At 74.0% G+C, this 15,127-nt stretch carries 12 protein-coding genes; 5 read left to right on the top strand and 7 right to left on the bottom strand.

Annotated features, from left to right (window positions below):
* Nucleotides 1–5: 5 nt before the first annotated feature.
* Nucleotides 6–365: a peptidase inhibitor family I36 protein gene (locus ACZ5DC_RS09140; protein ID WP_468650890.1), complete on the bottom strand. Its 360-nt coding sequence runs from the start codon at nt 363–365 to the stop codon at nt 6–8.
* Nucleotides 366–674: 309 nt separating this feature from the next.
* On the opposite strand from ACZ5DC_RS09140, the gene ACZ5DC_RS09135 reads away from it, so the two are divergent.
* The 4 genes from ACZ5DC_RS09135 to ACZ5DC_RS09120 all read left to right on the top strand — a co-directional run bounded on the left by ACZ5DC_RS09135 (nt 675) and on the right by ACZ5DC_RS09120 (nt 7,033).
* On the top strand, nt 675–1,598 hold the full coding sequence (locus tag ACZ5DC_RS09135; RefSeq protein ID WP_468650888.1) for a serine hydrolase: 924 nt from the start codon (nt 675–677) through the stop codon (nt 1,596–1,598).
* A gap of 53 nt (nt 1,599–1,651) precedes the next feature.
* Nucleotides 1,652–2,683, top strand: a complete 1,032-nt coding sequence (locus ACZ5DC_RS09130; RefSeq protein ID WP_468650886.1) for an esterase-like activity of phytase family protein — start codon at nt 1,652–1,654, stop codon at nt 2,681–2,683.
* Between the two features lie 94 nt (nt 2,684–2,777).
* A complete protein-coding gene (locus ACZ5DC_RS09125; protein WP_468650884.1) occupies nt 2,778–6,506 on the top strand; it encodes an ABC transporter ATP-binding protein in 3,729 nt (1,242 codons plus the stop codon).
* A gap of 134 nt (nt 6,507–6,640) precedes the next feature.
* Nucleotides 6,641–7,033, top strand: coding sequence for a hypothetical protein (locus tag ACZ5DC_RS09120; protein ID WP_468650882.1), 393 nt, complete (start codon nt 6,641–6,643; stop codon nt 7,031–7,033).
* Nucleotides 7,034–7,113: 80 nt separating this feature from the next.
* On the opposite strand, the gene ACZ5DC_RS09115 is transcribed toward ACZ5DC_RS09120, so the two are convergent.
* A complete protein-coding gene (locus tag ACZ5DC_RS09115) occupies nt 7,114–8,988 on the bottom strand; it encodes a glycoside hydrolase family 3 protein (protein ID WP_468650880.1) in 1,875 nt (624 codons plus the stop codon).
* Nucleotides 8,989–9,188: 200 nt separating this feature from the next.
* Between ACZ5DC_RS09115 and ACZ5DC_RS09110 the strand changes: the two genes are divergently transcribed.
* The gene (locus ACZ5DC_RS09110) at nt 9,189–9,782 is read left to right on the top strand and encodes an RBBP9/YdeN family alpha/beta hydrolase (protein WP_468650878.1); all 594 of its coding nucleotides are present in this window, start codon (nt 9,189–9,191) and stop codon (nt 9,780–9,782) included.
* On the opposite strand, the gene ACZ5DC_RS09105 is transcribed toward ACZ5DC_RS09110, so the two are convergent.
* From ACZ5DC_RS09105 to ACZ5DC_RS09085, 5 genes are all read right to left on the bottom strand, one after another.
* Nucleotides 9,757–10,998: an MFS transporter gene (locus ACZ5DC_RS09105; RefSeq protein ID WP_468650876.1), complete on the bottom strand. Its 1,242-nt coding sequence runs from the start codon at nt 10,996–10,998 to the stop codon at nt 9,757–9,759. The genes ACZ5DC_RS09110 and ACZ5DC_RS09105 overlap by 26 nt on opposite strands.
* Nucleotides 10,999–11,118: 120 nt before the next feature.
* Nucleotides 11,119–11,919, bottom strand: a complete 801-nt coding sequence (locus tag ACZ5DC_RS09100) for a sugar phosphate isomerase/epimerase family protein (RefSeq protein WP_468650874.1) — start codon at nt 11,917–11,919, stop codon at nt 11,119–11,121.
* A 288-nt stretch (nt 11,920–12,207) separates the two neighbouring features.
* Complete coding sequence (locus tag ACZ5DC_RS09095; RefSeq protein WP_468650872.1) at nt 12,208–13,134, bottom strand: bifunctional helix-turn-helix transcriptional regulator/GNAT family N-acetyltransferase; 927 nt, start codon at nt 13,132–13,134, stop codon at nt 12,208–12,210.
* A 48-nt stretch (nt 13,135–13,182) separates the two neighbouring features.
* Entirely contained in the window at nt 13,183–13,812 is a 630-nt protein-coding gene (locus tag ACZ5DC_RS09090; protein WP_468650870.1) for a dihydrofolate reductase family protein, read from the bottom strand.
* Nucleotides 13,813–13,954: 142 nt separating this feature from the next.
* Entirely contained in the window at nt 13,955–15,001 is a 1,047-nt protein-coding gene (locus ACZ5DC_RS09085) for a LacI family DNA-binding transcriptional regulator (RefSeq protein WP_468650868.1), read from the bottom strand.
* Between the last annotated feature and the right edge of the window lie 126 nt (nt 15,002–15,127).

Below are 15,127 nucleotides of genomic sequence, written 5' to 3'. Positions count from 1 at the left end.
CGGGGTCAGCAGCCGCCCGGTCCCAACCCGTCCATCCGGCCGCCGAAGTCGCCGAGGTAGCGGGAGCGCCAGTCGCCGTTGAACACGTCCCGCTTCTCCACCGGGCCCCAGTTGACGAAGCAGGCGCGGGTCGAGGCGACGAAGGAGCCCACGTGGTCGTGCAGGCTCGGCGGCAGGTCGCGGTAGCCGCTGCGGGCCGTCCACTCCCAGTACGAGCCGCCGAAGCCCTCACCGCTCCAGAGACAGACGGAGCCGTCGGGGCAGGAGGGCTGGGCGGCGCGGGCCGTGGCGGTCCCGGCGGGCACGAGTACGGCGGTGACGGCGAGGGCGGCGGCCAGCGTCCAGGCGCGGAGCTGCTGCTTCATGTGGCTCTCCAGGAAGGGGAGTCGGGACGCCCGGCAGTGCGCCGGGCATCGCCAGGGTGGGGGCCGGCCGGCGGGACACGCCCGGCGGCGAGACCGCCTTCGCCGGTGTGAGGGAAGAAGTGGGACTAGTAGGACCGGGGGGACCCGCACTTCCCTGCGTGGCATGGCCCTGCCAATAGTGAGCAACTCCTCATCTCCGAACGCGCGTACAACTATCGACCACCCCGGCGAGTCCAGTGATGCAGCGCATGGGTGCGCTCAACGGCGTTCAGGGGGACGCCCGTACGACGTTCAAGGGGGAACTCTTCCATGACTCACCGGATATCCGGCCGGGCCGGCGTGCTCGCGGCCGCCGTCAGCGCCGCGCTGCTCGTGCCGGCGGTCACCGCCGCCGCCCCGGCCGCCGCGGCCACGCCCACCGTGACCTGTACGTCCGCCAAGGCGGGCCTGGCCGCCAAGCTGAAGAAGGACATCACGGCCGCCCTCACCAACCGCAAGGGCACGGTCGCCATCGGCCTGTACGACCGCAGCACCAAGACCACCTGCACCCTGCGGGCCACCAGCGCCTACGACTCGGCCAGCACGGTCAAGGTCACCGTCCTCGCCACGCTGCTGTGGGACGCGAAGAAGCACAACCGGTATCTGACCAGCACCGAGCAGTCGCTCGCCAAGGCCATGATCACCCAGTCCGACAACAACGCGACCAGCAAGCTCTGGAAGCAGCTCGGCCTGACGAAGATCAAGGGCTTCCTGGCCGCCGCCGGGATGACCAAGACCGTGCCGGGCGCGAACGGCTACTGGGGCCTGACCCAGGAGAACGTCAACGACGAGCAGAAGCTCCTCGGCCTCGTCACCGCCAAGAACAGCGTGCTGAGCGACAACTCCCGCGCCTACATCCTGAAGCTGATGGGCCAGGTCGTCTCCTCGCAGCGCTGGGGCACCCCGGCCGGCGCGCCGTCCTCCGTCTCCGTGCACGTGAAGAACGGCTGGCTGCAACGCTCCACGCACGGCTGGCGGGTGCACAGCCTGGGCACCTTCAACGGCGCCGGCCGCGACTACACGATCACCGTGCTGACGCAGGACAACAGCACCATGAGCTACGGCGTCACCACGATCCAGAACGTCGCCAAGGCGATCCACAAGGACCTGGTGCCGACCACCAGCGGCGTCACCCGGTACACCCCGACCAGCCGCCCGCGCGAGGCGTTCGTCGCCGTGCCGCCGCGGGGCTGACCCTCCACGAGGCGGTCTCGCGCACGTCACCGGCGGGTCCTACGGTGTGAGGCATGCGCCTGAGAACCTTACTCGCCACCCTCACCGCCGGCCTGGCGACGGCCACCTGTCCGGCCGCCGCCGGGCCCGCCGCCGCCGCGCCCGGCGCCCCAGCGCGCCACGCCTGCTCGGCCACCGTGTCGATCGACCGCTTCTCCGACGCGCTCGACAAGACCACGTACGAGGGCACCTTCGTCGGCAACCTCTCCGCCCTCGCCGTCGACCGGGACGGCTCGCTCGCGGCCCTGGCCGACCGCTCCTCGCTGTTCCGCCTGGACGCCCGTACGCTCCAGCCGCGGGCGGTCGTCCGCCTCGCCGACGAGAAGGGCGCCGACCTCGACTCCGAGGGCCTCGTCATCGACCGGGACGGCACCCGGCTGATCTCCTCCGAGACCGAGCCGTCCGTCCGCCGCTACTCCCGCGACGGCACGCTCCTCGAGCGCCTCCCGGTCCCGCCCGCCCTCCAGGTCGCCCCGGCCGGCCGCGCCACCGCCAACCAGACCTTCGAGGGCCTGACCCTGCTGCCCGGCGGCCACACCCTGCTGGCGTCCATGGAGTACGCGCTCGCGGGCGACTCGGCCGGCGTCGTCCGCTTCCAGACGTGGACCCGCCACCACGGCCGCTTCACGCCCGGCGCCCAGTACGCCTACCGCACCGACACCGGCCTCGGCGTCCCCGAGGTCCAGGCGACCCCCGACGGCCGCCTCCTGGTCCTGGAGCGCGGCTTCACCGCCGGCGTCGGCAACACGGTCCGCCTCTACCTGGCCGACCCCCGCCACGCCACGGACACGAGCGGCATCGAGAACCTCACCGGTCAGCCGGGGGTCCGCCTGGCCAGGAAGACGCTCCTGGCCGACATCGCCGCCTGCCCCTCCCTCGGCGCCACGGCGAAGCAGCCCCAGCCCAACCCGCTCCTGGACAACATCGAGGGGATGACGATCACGGGCCGCGACCGCACCGGCCGCCTGAAGGTGCTCCTCGTGAGCGACGACAACCAGAACGCGGCCCAGACGACCAGGTTCTATTACCTGCGGGTACGCGTCTGACCGCGGCCCGCGGTTTGTTGCGGAGGGATGAAATCCGCATCGTCCGGCGTTGACGCCTTCCGGTAGAGCATGGCCGCAACCAGGAGGCACCGGCGTGGCAGCGCAACGGGGATGGACACGACGTCTGGCCGGGTACGCCTGGCGGTATCCGAAGGACGTCGTCCTCGCCCTCGCCTCCTCGCTCGCCGGCATGGCCGTCCTGGCCGTCGTCCCGCTGATCACCAAGGTGATCATCGACGACGTGATCGGCGCCCACACCCGTGCCATGGCCCCCTGGGCCGGCGCGCTCGTGGGCGCCGCCGTCCTCGTCTACGCCCTCACCTACATCCGCCGCTTCTACGGCGGCCGGCTCGCCCTCGACGTCCAGTACGACCTGCGGACCGAGATGTACGGCACGATCACCCGGCTGGACGGCCGCCGCCAGGACGAGCTGTCCACCGGGCAGGTCGTCGGCCGTGCCACCAGCGACCTCCAGCTGATCCAGGGCCTGCTCTTCATGCTCCCGATGACCATCGGGAACGTCGTGCTCTTCCTGCTCTCCCTGGTGATCATGGCGTGGCTGTCGCTGCCGCTGACCCTGGTCGCCCTGGCCGTCGCGCCCGCCCTCGGCTGGATCGCCAGACGCAGCCGCAGCAGGCTGCACCCGGCCACCTGGTACGCGCAGGCCCAGGCCGCCGCCGTGGCCGGCGTGGTGGACGGCGCGGTGAGCGGCGTCCGCGTGGTCAAGGGGTTCGGGCAGGAGGACCAGGAGACGGGCAAGCTGCGCGAGGTCGGCCGCCGGCTGTTCGCGGGCCGCCTGCGCACGATCCGCCTGAACAGCAGGTACACCCCGGCCCTCCAGGCCGTGCCCGCGCTCGGCCAGGTCGCCATGCTGGCCCTCGGCGGCTGGCTCGCCGTACACGGCCACATCACGCTCGGCACCTTCGTGGCCTTCTCCACCTACCTGGCCCAGCTGGTCGGCCCGGTCCGCATGCTCGCGATGTTCCTCACCGTCGCCCAGCAGGCCCGCGCCGGCACCGAGCGCGTCCTGGAGCTGATCGACACCGAGCCGGCCCTCAGGGACGGCACCAAGACCCTCCCGCCCGACGCGCCCGCGACCGTCGAGTTCGACGACGTGTCCTTCGGCTACGACCCCGAGCGTCCCGTGCTGGAAGGGCTGAGCTTCGCAATCCGCCCCGGCGAGACCCTCGCCGTCGTCGGCTCCTCAGGCTCCGGCAAGTCCACCCTCTCCCTGCTCCTGCCGCGCTTCTACGACGTCACCCACGGCGCCGTCCTGATCGGCGGCCACGACGTCCGCGAGCTGACCCTGGACTCGCTGCGGGCCGCGATCGGACTGGTCCCGGAGGACTCGTTCCTCTTCTCCGACACCGTCCGCGACAACATCGCCTACGGCCGCCCGGACGCGACCCAGGAGGAGATCGAGGCCGCCGCACGCGCCGCGCAGGCGGACCGTTTCATCAGGGAGCTGCCCGACGGCTACGCCACCAAGGTCGGCGAGCAGGGCCTCACCCTCTCCGGCGGCCAGCGCCAGCGCGTCGCCCTCGCCCGCGCCCTGCTCACCGACCCGCGCCTGCTCGTCCTGGACGACGCCACCTCGGCCGTGGACGCCCGCGTCGAGCACGAGATCCACGAGGCGCTCAAGCACGTGATGGAGGGCCGCACGACCCTGCTCATCGCCCACCGCCGCTCCACCCTCAACCTCGCCGACCGCATCGCCGTGCTCGACGGCGGCCGGCTCGCCGACGTCGGCACCCACGAGGAACTCCAGGAGCGCTCCGGCCTGTACCGCCGTCTGCTCACCGACCCGGACGAGCTCGGCGGGGTCTCCCCGGGCCGCGCCCTGCCCGCCGAGCGCCGGGAGGACACCTCCGTCCGCGACGAGCTGGAGGCCGAGTTCGACGCCGAGCGCGGCGTCACCCCGCGGCTGTGGACGGGCGACCGTGAGCCCAAGAACGCCGAGGACACGGCGCTGGCCGGCACCCCGGCCACCCCCGAACTGCTCACCCAGGTCGAGGCGCTGCCCCCGGCCACCGACACCCCGGACATCGACGAGGCCCGCGCCGTCCTGCCCGAGGACTCCTACGGCCTGCGCCACCTGCTGCGCGGCTTCCGCCTGCCCCTGCTCGCCAGCCTGCTGCTGGTCGCCGTCGACGCCGGCGCCGGCCTGCTGCTGCCGGTGCTGATCCGGCACGGCATCGACTCGGGCGTCACCAGGATGGCGATCGGCGCGGTCTGGTCGGCGGCGCTGCTCGGTCTGCTGACCGTGCTCGTCCAGTGGGTCGCGCAGACCGGCGAGACCCGGTTGACCGGCCGTACCGGCGAACGCGTGCTGTACACGCTGCGGCTGAAGATCTTCGCCCAGCTCCAGCGGCTCGGACTGGACTACTACGAGCGCGAGCTGACCGGCCGGATCATGACCCGGATGACCACGGACGTCGACGCGCTCTCCAGCTTCCTGCAGACCGGACTGGTCACCGCGTTCGTCTCGGTCGTCACCTTCTTCGGGATCATGGTCGCGCTGCTGGTGCTCGACCTCCGGCTCGCGCTCGTCGTCTTCGCCACCCTGCCCCCGCTGTTCGTGGCCACCTTCTTCTTCCGCCGGGCGAGCGTGAAGGCGTACGAACTCGCCCGCGAGCGGGTGTCGACGGTGAACGCCGACCTCCAGGAGACCGTGGCCGGGCTGCGCATCGTGCAGGCCTTCCGGCGGGAACGGGACGGCGGCCGGCGGTTCGCCGAGCGCAGCGACGCCTACCGCAGCGCCCGCGTCCGCGGCCAGCGGCTGATCTCCGTGTACTTCCCGTTCGTGCAGCTGCTGTCCTCGGTGGCCGCGGCGGCCGTGCTGATCGCGGGCGCGGGCCGGGTGGAGGCGGCCACGCTGACCACCGGCGCCCTGGTGGCGTACCTGCTCTACATCGACCTGTTCTTCGCGCCCGTCCAGCAGCTCTCCCAGGTCTTCGACGGTTACCAGCAGGCCACGGTGTCGCTCGGCCGCATCCAGGAGCTGCTGCGCGAGCCGACGTCCACGCGGACCGCCGACGAACCCCTCGACGTGCCGTCCCTGCGCGGAGACATCGCCTTCGAGGGCGTGCGCTTCGCGTACGGCGACGAGGAGGAGGCGCTGTCCGGCATCGACCTGACGATCCCGGCCGGGCAGACGGTCGCGTTCGTCGGCGAGACGGGCGCGGGCAAGTCGACGCTGGTGAAGCTGGTGGCCCGGTTCTACGACCCGACACAGGGCCGGGTGACGGTCGACGGCACGGACCTGCGGGCCCTGGACCTCACGGCGTACCGCCACCGGCTCGGGGTCGTCCCGCAGGAGGCGTACCTCTTCCCGGGCACCGTCCGCGACGCCATCGCCTACGGCCGTCCCGACGCCACCGACGCCGAGGTGGAGGCCGCGGCCCGCGCGGTCGGCGCGCACGAGATGATCGCCACGCTGGAGGGCGGCTACCTGCACGAGGTCGCCGAACGCGGCAGGAACCTCTCGGCGGGCCAGCGCCAGCTGATCGCCCTGGCCCGCGCGGAACTGGTCGACCCGGACATCCTGCTCCTGGACGAGGCCACGGCGGCCCTGGACCTGGCCACCGAGGCGCAGGTCAACCAGGCCACCGACCGGCTGGCGGGCCGTCGTACGACCCTGGTGGTCGCCCACCGGCTGACCACCGCCGCCCGCGCGGACCGGGTGGTGGTGATGGACCACGGCCGGGTCGCGGAGGACGGCACCCACGACGAACTGCTGGCCCGCGGCGGCCTGTACGCCGAGCTGTGGCGGACCTTCGTCGGCGAGCCCGAGCCGGAGGAGCCGGTCGGCGCCTCCCGCTGAGGGCCCGGCCGGGCCGCCGCCCCGGGCCCTGCCGCGAGGGCGTCGCGCTGACGGTCGTGCAACCATCCGGCACACCCGTGCGTCCGTACATCAGTACGGACACGCGGTGTGTGACCGGGACGGGGAGGACGACAGTGGACAGTGGTGCGATACGCCGGCGGCTGGCGCTCGCTGCGGCCCTGCTGGCCGCGTCCGGCGTGCTCGGGCTGACGGCGACGGGGACCGCGCGGGCCGAGTCGGCGAGCGGCTGCGCCGGGCGCGAGGTGCGGACGCTCCCGTTCGCGACCGGGATCACCCACGTCTACAAGCGCGACGGCTACGTCTGCGCCGTCACCGTCGCCAGACAGCCCGGCCCCAGCCGGACCATGTCGGTCAGCGTGCAGGCCCGCGGCAACCGGCCGGTCGTCGACAAGGGCCGCTACCGCCACCACGCCGGCCCGGTGACCGTGCACGCCGGCCACCGCTGCGTGTGGATCAGGGGCTCGGTGGGCAAGTACTCCGTCAGCTCGGGCTGGATCCTGTGCTGACCGCGGCCCCCGTCCCGGCCGGCACTGACACGCGCGCGGCCGGGAGGGAGCCGTAGGGAGCGGACGCCGGACGGGTGCCGCTAGTAGGTCAGCCCGTGGCCGATCGGGTACAGCACCCGCGTGGGGTCGTCCGCCCGCTGCACCGGCACCGGCAGCTTCCCGCGCGGTCTCACCCGGCCCGCGATCACCCGGGCGGCGGCGCGCAGTTCGACGTCCGTCCAGCAGTACGTGGCCAGGCAGGCGCGGACGGACGGGAGCTGTGCGACGTCGTACGGGTTGCGGACGGCCAGCGCGACCACCGGCGTGCCCGTGGCCAGCAGGCGGTCGACCAGCGTGCGCTGGCTGCTGGACGCCGTCACGTTGTACGTGGCCACGATCACCGCGTCCGCGTCCCGCGCGGCGGTGACCGCCTGGTCGATGACCGCGGCGGAGGGCGCGGTGCCGGTGGACAGGGCCGTGGCGGTGAAGCCGAGTTCGGTGAGGGCGGCGGCCAGGACACCGGTGGGCGGGCCCGTGGTGCCGGACGGGGAGGCGGGGTCGGCGCCGACGACCAGGAGCCTGCGCCGCGTGCGGCGGTCCAGGGGCAGGGTGGCGTCCTCGTTGACCAGCAGGGTGGTGGTGCGTTCGGCGATGCGGTCGGCCGTGGCCAGGTGGGCCTTGGCGCCCACCGTGCGGTCGACGTCCGCCCGGTCGGCCCAGGGCCGGTCGAAGAGTCCGCGCCGGGCCTTCAGGCGCAGGATGCGCAGGATCGATTCGTCCAGGCGGGCCTCGGTCAGCTCGCCCTCCCGCACGGCCTTCAGCACCGCGTTCCAGGCCACGTCCAGCGACGGCGGGTTGAGCAGCTGGTCCACGCCGGCCTTGAGCGCGAGCACCGGCACCCGGTCGTCGCCGTACTTGGTGCGCACGCCCTGCATGCCGAGCGAGTCGGTGATCACGACACCGTCGTAGCCGAGTTCCCCGCGCAGGATGCCGGTCAGGATCGGGTGGGAGAGGGTCGCCGGGTCGCCGGAGTCGTCCAGCGCCGGGAACTGGATGTGCGCGGTCATGATCGAGTCGATGCCCGCCCGGATCGCGGCCCGGAACGGCACCGCGTCCAGCTCCTCCCACAGTGCGCGGCTGTGGGTGATGACCGGGAAGCCGTAGTGGCTGTCGACGGCGGTGTCCCCGTGGCCCGGGAAGTGCTTGGCGGTCGCGGCGACCCCCGCGGCCTGGTAGCCCTTCACCTCGGCGGCCACCAGGGCGGCCACGGCCTCGGGGTCGGCGCCGAAGGAGCGGACGCCGATGACCGGGTTGGCCGGGTTGACGTTCACGTCGGCGTCGGGGGAGTAGTCCTGGTTGACGCCCATCGCGCGCAGCTCGGCACCGGAGATCCGGCCGAGGGCACGGGCGTCGGAGCGGGAGCCGCCCGCGCCGATCGCCATGGCGCCGGGGAAGAGGGTGGCGGGCTTGCCGATCCGGCACACCGCGCCGTGCTCCTGGTCGGTGGCGATGAGCACCGGCAGCCCGCGCGGCTGGTCCAGGGAGGCGCGCTGGATGCCGTTGGAGAGGTCGGCGATCTGGTGCGGGTCCCGGGTGTTGTGCGCCCAGGCGAAGTAGATGATGCCGCCGACCCGGTACTTGGCGATCAGCTCGGCGGCGGTGCGGACGCCGATCTCCTGGAGGTTGGCGTCGACGTCCGCCTGGTCGGGGGCGGTGGCGGAGTGGCCGTAGACCCGCATCACGAAGAGCTGGCCGACCTTCTCCTCCAGCGTCATGCGGGAGATCAGGGCGCGCAGCCGGCGGTCGTCGGGGGTGGCGGCGTGGGCGGTCGCCGGTACGGTCAGCGCGGCGGTGAGGCCTGCGGTCGCGGCGAGGACGGCGCGTCTGGACGGCCGTGCGGTGCGTCCGCCGGCACGCGCGGAGTCCTCCGCGCCGCTTTCCGTGCCGGTGCCGCTTCCCGTGCTGGTGTGGTGCACGTGCGCTCCTTCCCGAGGAGAACCGCTGAAGGAAACTTCCGAGGAGTCACCAATATCCGGGAAGTTTCTTTCCGTCAAGGGAATGCACAGTAACCACCGAGGGCCGGCCGGCCGCGCACCCGCGGCGCGCGTCCGGGCGTTCCGCCGGCTCCCGGGGGGCTCGCTGGACCGGTGGACACCCGCCGTGGAGGATCACCGGCATGACCACACGCGCGTACCTGATCCTGCACGGCTGGCAGAACCACCGCCCGCCGGAGCACTGGCAGCACTGGCTCGCCGACCGGCTCACCGCCCTCGGCCACCGGGTCGGCTACCCGCAGCTGCCCGACGCCGACGACCCCGACCTGGACGTCTGGCTCGGCGAACTCGCCCGCCACCTGGAGGAGCTGAACGGACCTCAGGAGCGGGTCGTGGTGGCCCACAGCCTGTCCGCCGTGCTCTGGCTGCACGCCGCCGCCCGGGGCATGAAGCAGCAGCGGTACGCGGACCGGGTGCTGCTCGTCTCCCCGCCGTCCGGTCCCGTCCTCGCCCGGTACCCGGAGGTGGCCGCCTTCGCCCCGCCCGCGCCCGGCTTCACCCTGCCCGGGCCGACCCGGCTGGTCGCGGGCGACGACGACCCCTACTGCCCCGGGGGCGCGGACACGGTCTTCGCCGAGCCGCTCGGCATCCCCGCCGACATCCTGCCCGGCGCCGCCCACCTCGACCTGGACGCCGGGTACGGCCCCTGGCCCGCGGTCCTGGACTGGTGCGCCGACGGCACCGTGCCGCTCACGGCACGTCCGGCACCGCGCTAGCCCCGTCCCGCAGTTCGGGTGTCGTCGTCGCGACCGCCGCCACCGCCAGCACGCACAGCAGGCCGCCGCTGATCAGGGCGGTCGTGCCCGACGTCCAGCCGGCGAGCAGACCGCCGCGCGCGTTGCCGAGGCTGGGGCCCGCCTGCCCGACGATCTGCTCGGCCGCCGTGACCCTGCCGAGCAGCGCGTCCGGGGTACGGGTCTGCACGATCGTGGAACGCGAGACCACGGCCGTGGCGTCCGCCGCGCCGGCCAGCGCGAGCAGGACCAGGCCCAGCCAGGGGTCGCCGGCCAGGCCGAACAGCACCAGGGCCGCGCCCCAGGTGGCGGACGCGCACAGCATCACCGGGCCCGGCCGGGCGAGCCGGGTCAGCGGACCGGACAGCGCGGTCGCGGCGACCCCGCCCACCGCCAGCGCCGACAGGAACAGGCCGAGGGTGCGCGGGTCGTCCCCGAACCGCTCGGCGTTCACCAGCGGGAACAGGCTCACCGGGAACGACAGCACGGTCGCGGCGAGGTCGGTGACCAGCGCGCCCCGCACCACCCGGTGCCCGGCCAGGAACCGCAGCCCGTCCAGCACCCCGTGCAGCCCGGCCCGCGACGGCTCGCCCTGCGGCGGCAGCGCGGGCAGCCCGCGGGCGCCGTAGAAGGCGAGGCCGAAGCTGAGGGCGTCCAGCAGATAGCAGACGCCGATGCCGAACCAGCCCAGCAGCAGCCCGGCCAGGGCGGGGCCGATCAGCATCATCGACTGACCGCTCACCTGCTGGAGCGCCAGCCCGGCGGCCACCTGCTCCTTGGGCAGCAGCCGTGGTACGAACACCCCGGCGGCCGGGGCGCCCAGCGCGCCGAAGCCCGACTGCACGGCGACGAGCAGCAGGACGGCCGCCGGCGGCACGTGCCCGGTGAAGCCCTGCACGGCGAGGAGCAGCGAGCAGACCGCCTGGCCGACGGTCGCCGCGAGGAAGACGCGGCGCCGGTCGGCCCGGTCCACCCACGCCCCGGCGAACAGCCCGAACACCACCAGCGGCAGCGCCTGGGCCAGCCCGACGGCTCCGGTCCACGCGGTGCTGCCGGTCTGGTCCCAGACCTGGTACATGACCGTCACCATGGTCATGAACCCGCCGAGCACGGACACGGTCCGGCCGATCAGCAGCCGCCGGAAGACGGGTGAGGTGCGCAGGGGGCGTACGTCGACGAGCGAGCGGGTGAGGCTCATGAGCGGAGGCGGGCGCACGGCCCCGGTGGCTGGATCACCGGGGGAGGGTAACCGTACGCCGACGCCCCGGCCAGCGAATTCGGCGCGGGAAGCGGCTGTCCGCGGAGGGGGCGGCGGAGTCTAGGCGGCTTCGCCCAGCAACCTCAGCAGGTGCTCGCGACCGGCGTCGAGCAGATCCGCGAGCGGCGCGGCCTCCTCGTACCAGCGCTTCTCGTACTCCCAGCACAGCCAGCCGTCCCAGTGGTGCCGGGACAGCACGTCCACGCACTCGCTGAGCGGCAGCACCCCGGCGCCGAGCGGCAGCGGGGCGGTGTCCTCGGCCGAGGCGATGTCCTTGACCTGGACGTAGCCCAGGTGCGGGGCGAGGGCCGCGTAGGTGTCCGAAGGCTGCTCACCGCCCAGCCAGGTGTGCATCACGTCCCACAGCGCCCCCACCTGCCGGTGCCCGACCGGGCCGAGGACCCGGATCGCGTCGGCGCCGGTGCGGTGGGAGTCGTGGGTCTCCAGCAGGATCCGGACGCCCAGGGCGGCGGCGTCCTCGGCGGCGGTGCCGAGCCGCCGGGCGGCGATCGCGTCCGACTCCTCGCGGGGCCGGTCCGGGTCGGCGCCGGGGAGGACCCGGACGAACGGCGCGCCGAGGTCGTGGGCCAGCCGCAGGAGGTCCCGGACCTCTTCCAGCACGGGCGCGTCGTCGCCCGGGGCCGCGACGCGCGCGTACCCGGCGAGGCCCAGCACCTCGACCCCGGAATCCCGGAACAGGGCCGCGGTCTCGGCTCGCCGGGCGGGACTCAGGCCGGGGTGCACCGGTTCCTCGGGGTGGGCGCGCAGTTCGACACCGTGGTAGCCGTGCGCGGTCGCGAGCGCGAGGACCTCCGGGAGGGGCAGGCCGGGGACACCGAGAGTGGAGAACGCCAGCTTCATGGGCAGGGACCCTACCCGCCCCACCCGCCACACGATACGACCCCCCGCGCCGGGCGGACCGGGGGCCGGGGCGCGGTGTGCGGTGGCCGGGGGCGGGTACCGGGTTCGGTTGGCCGGGGGCTGGGCCGTGGCCGGGGGAGGCAGTGGCGGGGGCGGGGATGCCCTCGGCCAGGACCAGACACGCGCACGGCCTTCCCCCGCCAGCCATACCAAGCACCCCTCACCCGGGGTCGCCGGTCACCCGGCCGTGGCCGGCGGGAACCGTCGCCCGCGGCGGAGGCGACGCCGTCACTCGCCCGGTCCGCGCAGCGGCAGTCGCCAGTCCTGGCCGACCAGGTCCTTGCCGAAGGAGCGGTGGGGCCGCTCGGCGACCAGGACGAACCCGTGCCGCTGGTAGAGGCGGCGGGCGCTGCCGAGCACGTCGTTGGTCCACAGCACCAGCTCCCGGTAGCCGGCCCCGCGGGCGAAGTCGGTCACGGTCCGCACCAGCCGGTCGCCGACGCCGTGCCCGCGCGCCCCGGGCTCCACGAGCAGCAGCCGCAGCCGCGCGGTGCCGGGCGCGTCGTCCCGTACGCACATCACACAGCCCACGGGCCGCCCGGCCAGCTCCGCGATCCACACCCGCTCCAGATCCGGATCGTGATCCTCCGCGTAGTCGGCGACGATCCGGGCGACAAGCCCCTCGTACTCGGTGTTCCACCCGAACTCGGCCGCGTACAGCGCGCCGTTGCGCTGCACGATCCATCCCAGCTCCCCGGCCCGCGGCTCCCGCACCACCACGTCCAGGGCCTGCTTGGACCCGCCCAGGATCTCCCGGATGGTCCGCATGGCCTCGGCCAGCCGGTCCCGGTCCGCCGGGGCGACGCCGTCGAGCAGCGCCCGCACGGACTGCCGGGCCCGCTCGTCCAGCAGCGCGGCCGTCTCACGCCCGTGCGAGGTCAGCGTGATCCGGCGCCGCCGCGGGTCGTCCCGCGACGGCTCCCGCCGGACGAGCCCGTCCTCCTCGAAACGGTTCAGGATCCGGCTCAGGTACCCGGCGTCGAGCCCCAGCCCACCGCGCAGGTCGGCCGCGTCGAGGTACGGCGCGTGCGCGAGTTCGTACAGCACGCGGGCCTCGGTCAGGGTGTACGGGGCGTACAGGTGCCGCTCGTAGTCGAGGGCGCCGATCACACCCGTGTAGAACCGGTTGAAAGCGCGGACGTCCTGGACGGTCACGATCGCCCCCGGATGCTTGACCCAGTCAGAGATCCTGCTCCCCCGAGCCTAGGACGCCCCCGCGCCCCCGTCCACGCCTACGACCGCCCGGCCGGCCGGCCGGTACACGTTCACCTGCGCCCCGGTCTTCGCGGTGGCCGACGACACCAGCTCCCAGCTGCGCAGCCCCCCGTCGGCCGGGAAGGCCGACTTCCCGCCGCCGAGCAGCACGGGCATGACCACCAGCCGCAACTCGTCCACGAGCCCCGCCGAGATCAGCGCCCGCACCAGCGTGGGGCTGCCCATCATCGCCAGGTCCCCGCCCTCGGCGGCCCGCAGCTCCCGCACCGTCTCCAGGGCCCGCGCTCCCGGGATCCGCACGGTGTTCTCCCAGCTCAGCTCGGACTCGCCGAGCGTGTCGGTCACGACGTACTTCTTCATGGAGTTCAGCCGGTCGGCGAACGGGTCCCCCGCCCGCTCCGGCCACGCGGCGGCCATCGTCAGGTACGTCCGCCGCCCGTACAGCAGCGCCTCGGCCTGCTCCAGCCCCGCGGCGAAGGCCCCGCCCACCACCTCCGGATCGAAGAAGGGGTGCGACCACCCACCGTGCGCGAACCCCCCGTCGGTGTCCTCCTCGGGCCCGCCCGGGGCCTGTACGACTCCGTCAAGGCTGATGAACTCGGTGACGACGACCCGCATGGTCCCGCTCCTCGGCATGTGTCCGTTGCTTACGACGGTGAAGACGTCCGGCACCTCGAAAACTCATCGGTGCCGGCCAGGAAGGCGGCGGCCCGGCCAACCTCGGGGGCGGATGTGCGGCCCCGCCGCGCATTCCGCATCCTTACTCCCGCGGAACCCCGGAGGACCCCCGCACCATCAGCTCCCCCCGCACCGAGGCGATCCCCCCGGGCGGCGGCTCCTCCCGGCCCATCGCGATGCGGCCCGCCCGCGCCCCCGCCTCCGCCAGCGGCAACCGGACCGTCGTGAGGGACGGCACCGCGTCGATGCTGAAGGGCAGGTCGTCGAAGCCGGCCACCGAGACGTCGTCGGGGATGCGCAGCCCGGACTCCCGCAGCGCGGCGCAGGCACCGAGGGCGACGGAGTCGTTCGCGGCCACGATCGCCGTCAACGAGGGGTCGCGGCGCAGCAGTTCCAGCGTGGCCTCGTGACCGGACCGGCGGTCGTAGCGGCCGTGGACCGTCCAGCGCGGGTCCTCCTCGACGCCCGCCGCCGCGAGCGCCGCGCGGTGGCCCTCCAGGCGGTGCCGGGTGGTCGTGCGTTCCTCGGGGCCGGCGATGTAGCCGAGCCGGCGGTGGCCGAGGCCGATGAGGTGGTCGGTCAGCGCGCGGGCGCCGCCCCGGTTGTCGAAGGTCAGCGCGACGGCCCCGGTGTCCGGCGCCGGCGGGCGCCCGCACAGCACCACCCGGGTGCCGGCGTCCGCCAGCTTGCGCAGCTTGGCCGCGGCGGCGGCAGCGTGCGGCGCGTCCTCCACGGCCCCGCCGGTCAGCACGACGGCGGCGGCCCGCTGCCGCTGGAGCAGGGTCAGGTAGGTCAGCTCGCGCTCGGGGGAGCCGCCCGTGTTGCAGACGACCGCGAGGCGTTCGCCGCCCGCGCGCCCGCCCGGCCCGCCGATCTCCGCCTGGATCGCGCTCGCCATGATCCCGAAGAACGGGTCGGCGATGTCGTTGACGAGGATGCCGACCAGGTCGGAGGTGGCCGCGGCGAGGGCGCTCGCGGGGCCGTTGAGGACGTAGTCCAGCTCGTCCACCGCGCGCAGGACCCGTTCGCGGGTGGACGCGGCGACCGGGTAGTTGCCGTTCAGCACGCGCGACACCGTCGCGGGCGAGACCTGGGCGCGGGCCGCCACGTCCGCCAGGGTCACCGTCATCTCGTCGTCCTCCGGTCACGCGTCGTCTGGTACGCCCTCGTAGACAGCGGGGCGTCCGTCCTGGTTCCGAGCAGACCCTAAGGCCACGACGCGTGGTTGTTCGCATCCTCGAACAACTCGCAGCGG

It is taken from the genome of Streptomyces sp. NPDC031445 (assembly GCF_055581365.1).
Note: the sequence above shows the minus strand (reverse complement) of the source record. Positions and strands in the feature narration are given on the sequence as shown.

What these genes read in the sequence shown, in the direction of transcription:
- ACZ5DC_RS09140 (WP_468650890.1), bottom strand. Translation starts at nt 365, where the DNA reads ATGAAGCAGCAGCTCCGCGCCTGGACGCTGGCCGCCGCCCTCGCCGTC.
- ACZ5DC_RS09130 (WP_468650886.1), top strand. Translation starts at nt 1,652, where the DNA reads ATGCGCCTGAGAACCTTACTCGCCACCCTCACCGCCGGCCTGGCGACG.
- ACZ5DC_RS09110 (WP_468650878.1), top strand. Translation starts at nt 9,189, where the DNA reads ATGACCACACGCGCGTACCTGATCCTGCACGGCTGGCAGAACCACCGC.
- ACZ5DC_RS09085 (WP_468650868.1), bottom strand. Translation starts at nt 15,001, where the DNA reads ATGACGGTGACCCTGGCGGACGTGGCGGCCCGCGCCCAGGTCTCGCCC.
- ACZ5DC_RS09090 (WP_468650870.1), bottom strand. Translation starts at nt 13,812, where the DNA reads ATGCGGGTCGTCGTCACCGAGTTCATCAGCCTTGACGGAGTCGTACAG.
- ACZ5DC_RS09135 (WP_468650888.1), top strand. Translation starts at nt 675, where the DNA reads ATGACTCACCGGATATCCGGCCGGGCCGGCGTGCTCGCGGCCGCCGTC.
- ACZ5DC_RS09105 (WP_468650876.1), bottom strand. Translation starts at nt 10,998, where the DNA reads ATGAGCCTCACCCGCTCGCTCGTCGACGTACGCCCCCTGCGCACCTCA.
- ACZ5DC_RS09100 (WP_468650874.1), bottom strand. Translation starts at nt 11,919, where the DNA reads ATGAAGCTGGCGTTCTCCACTCTCGGTGTCCCCGGCCTGCCCCTCCCG.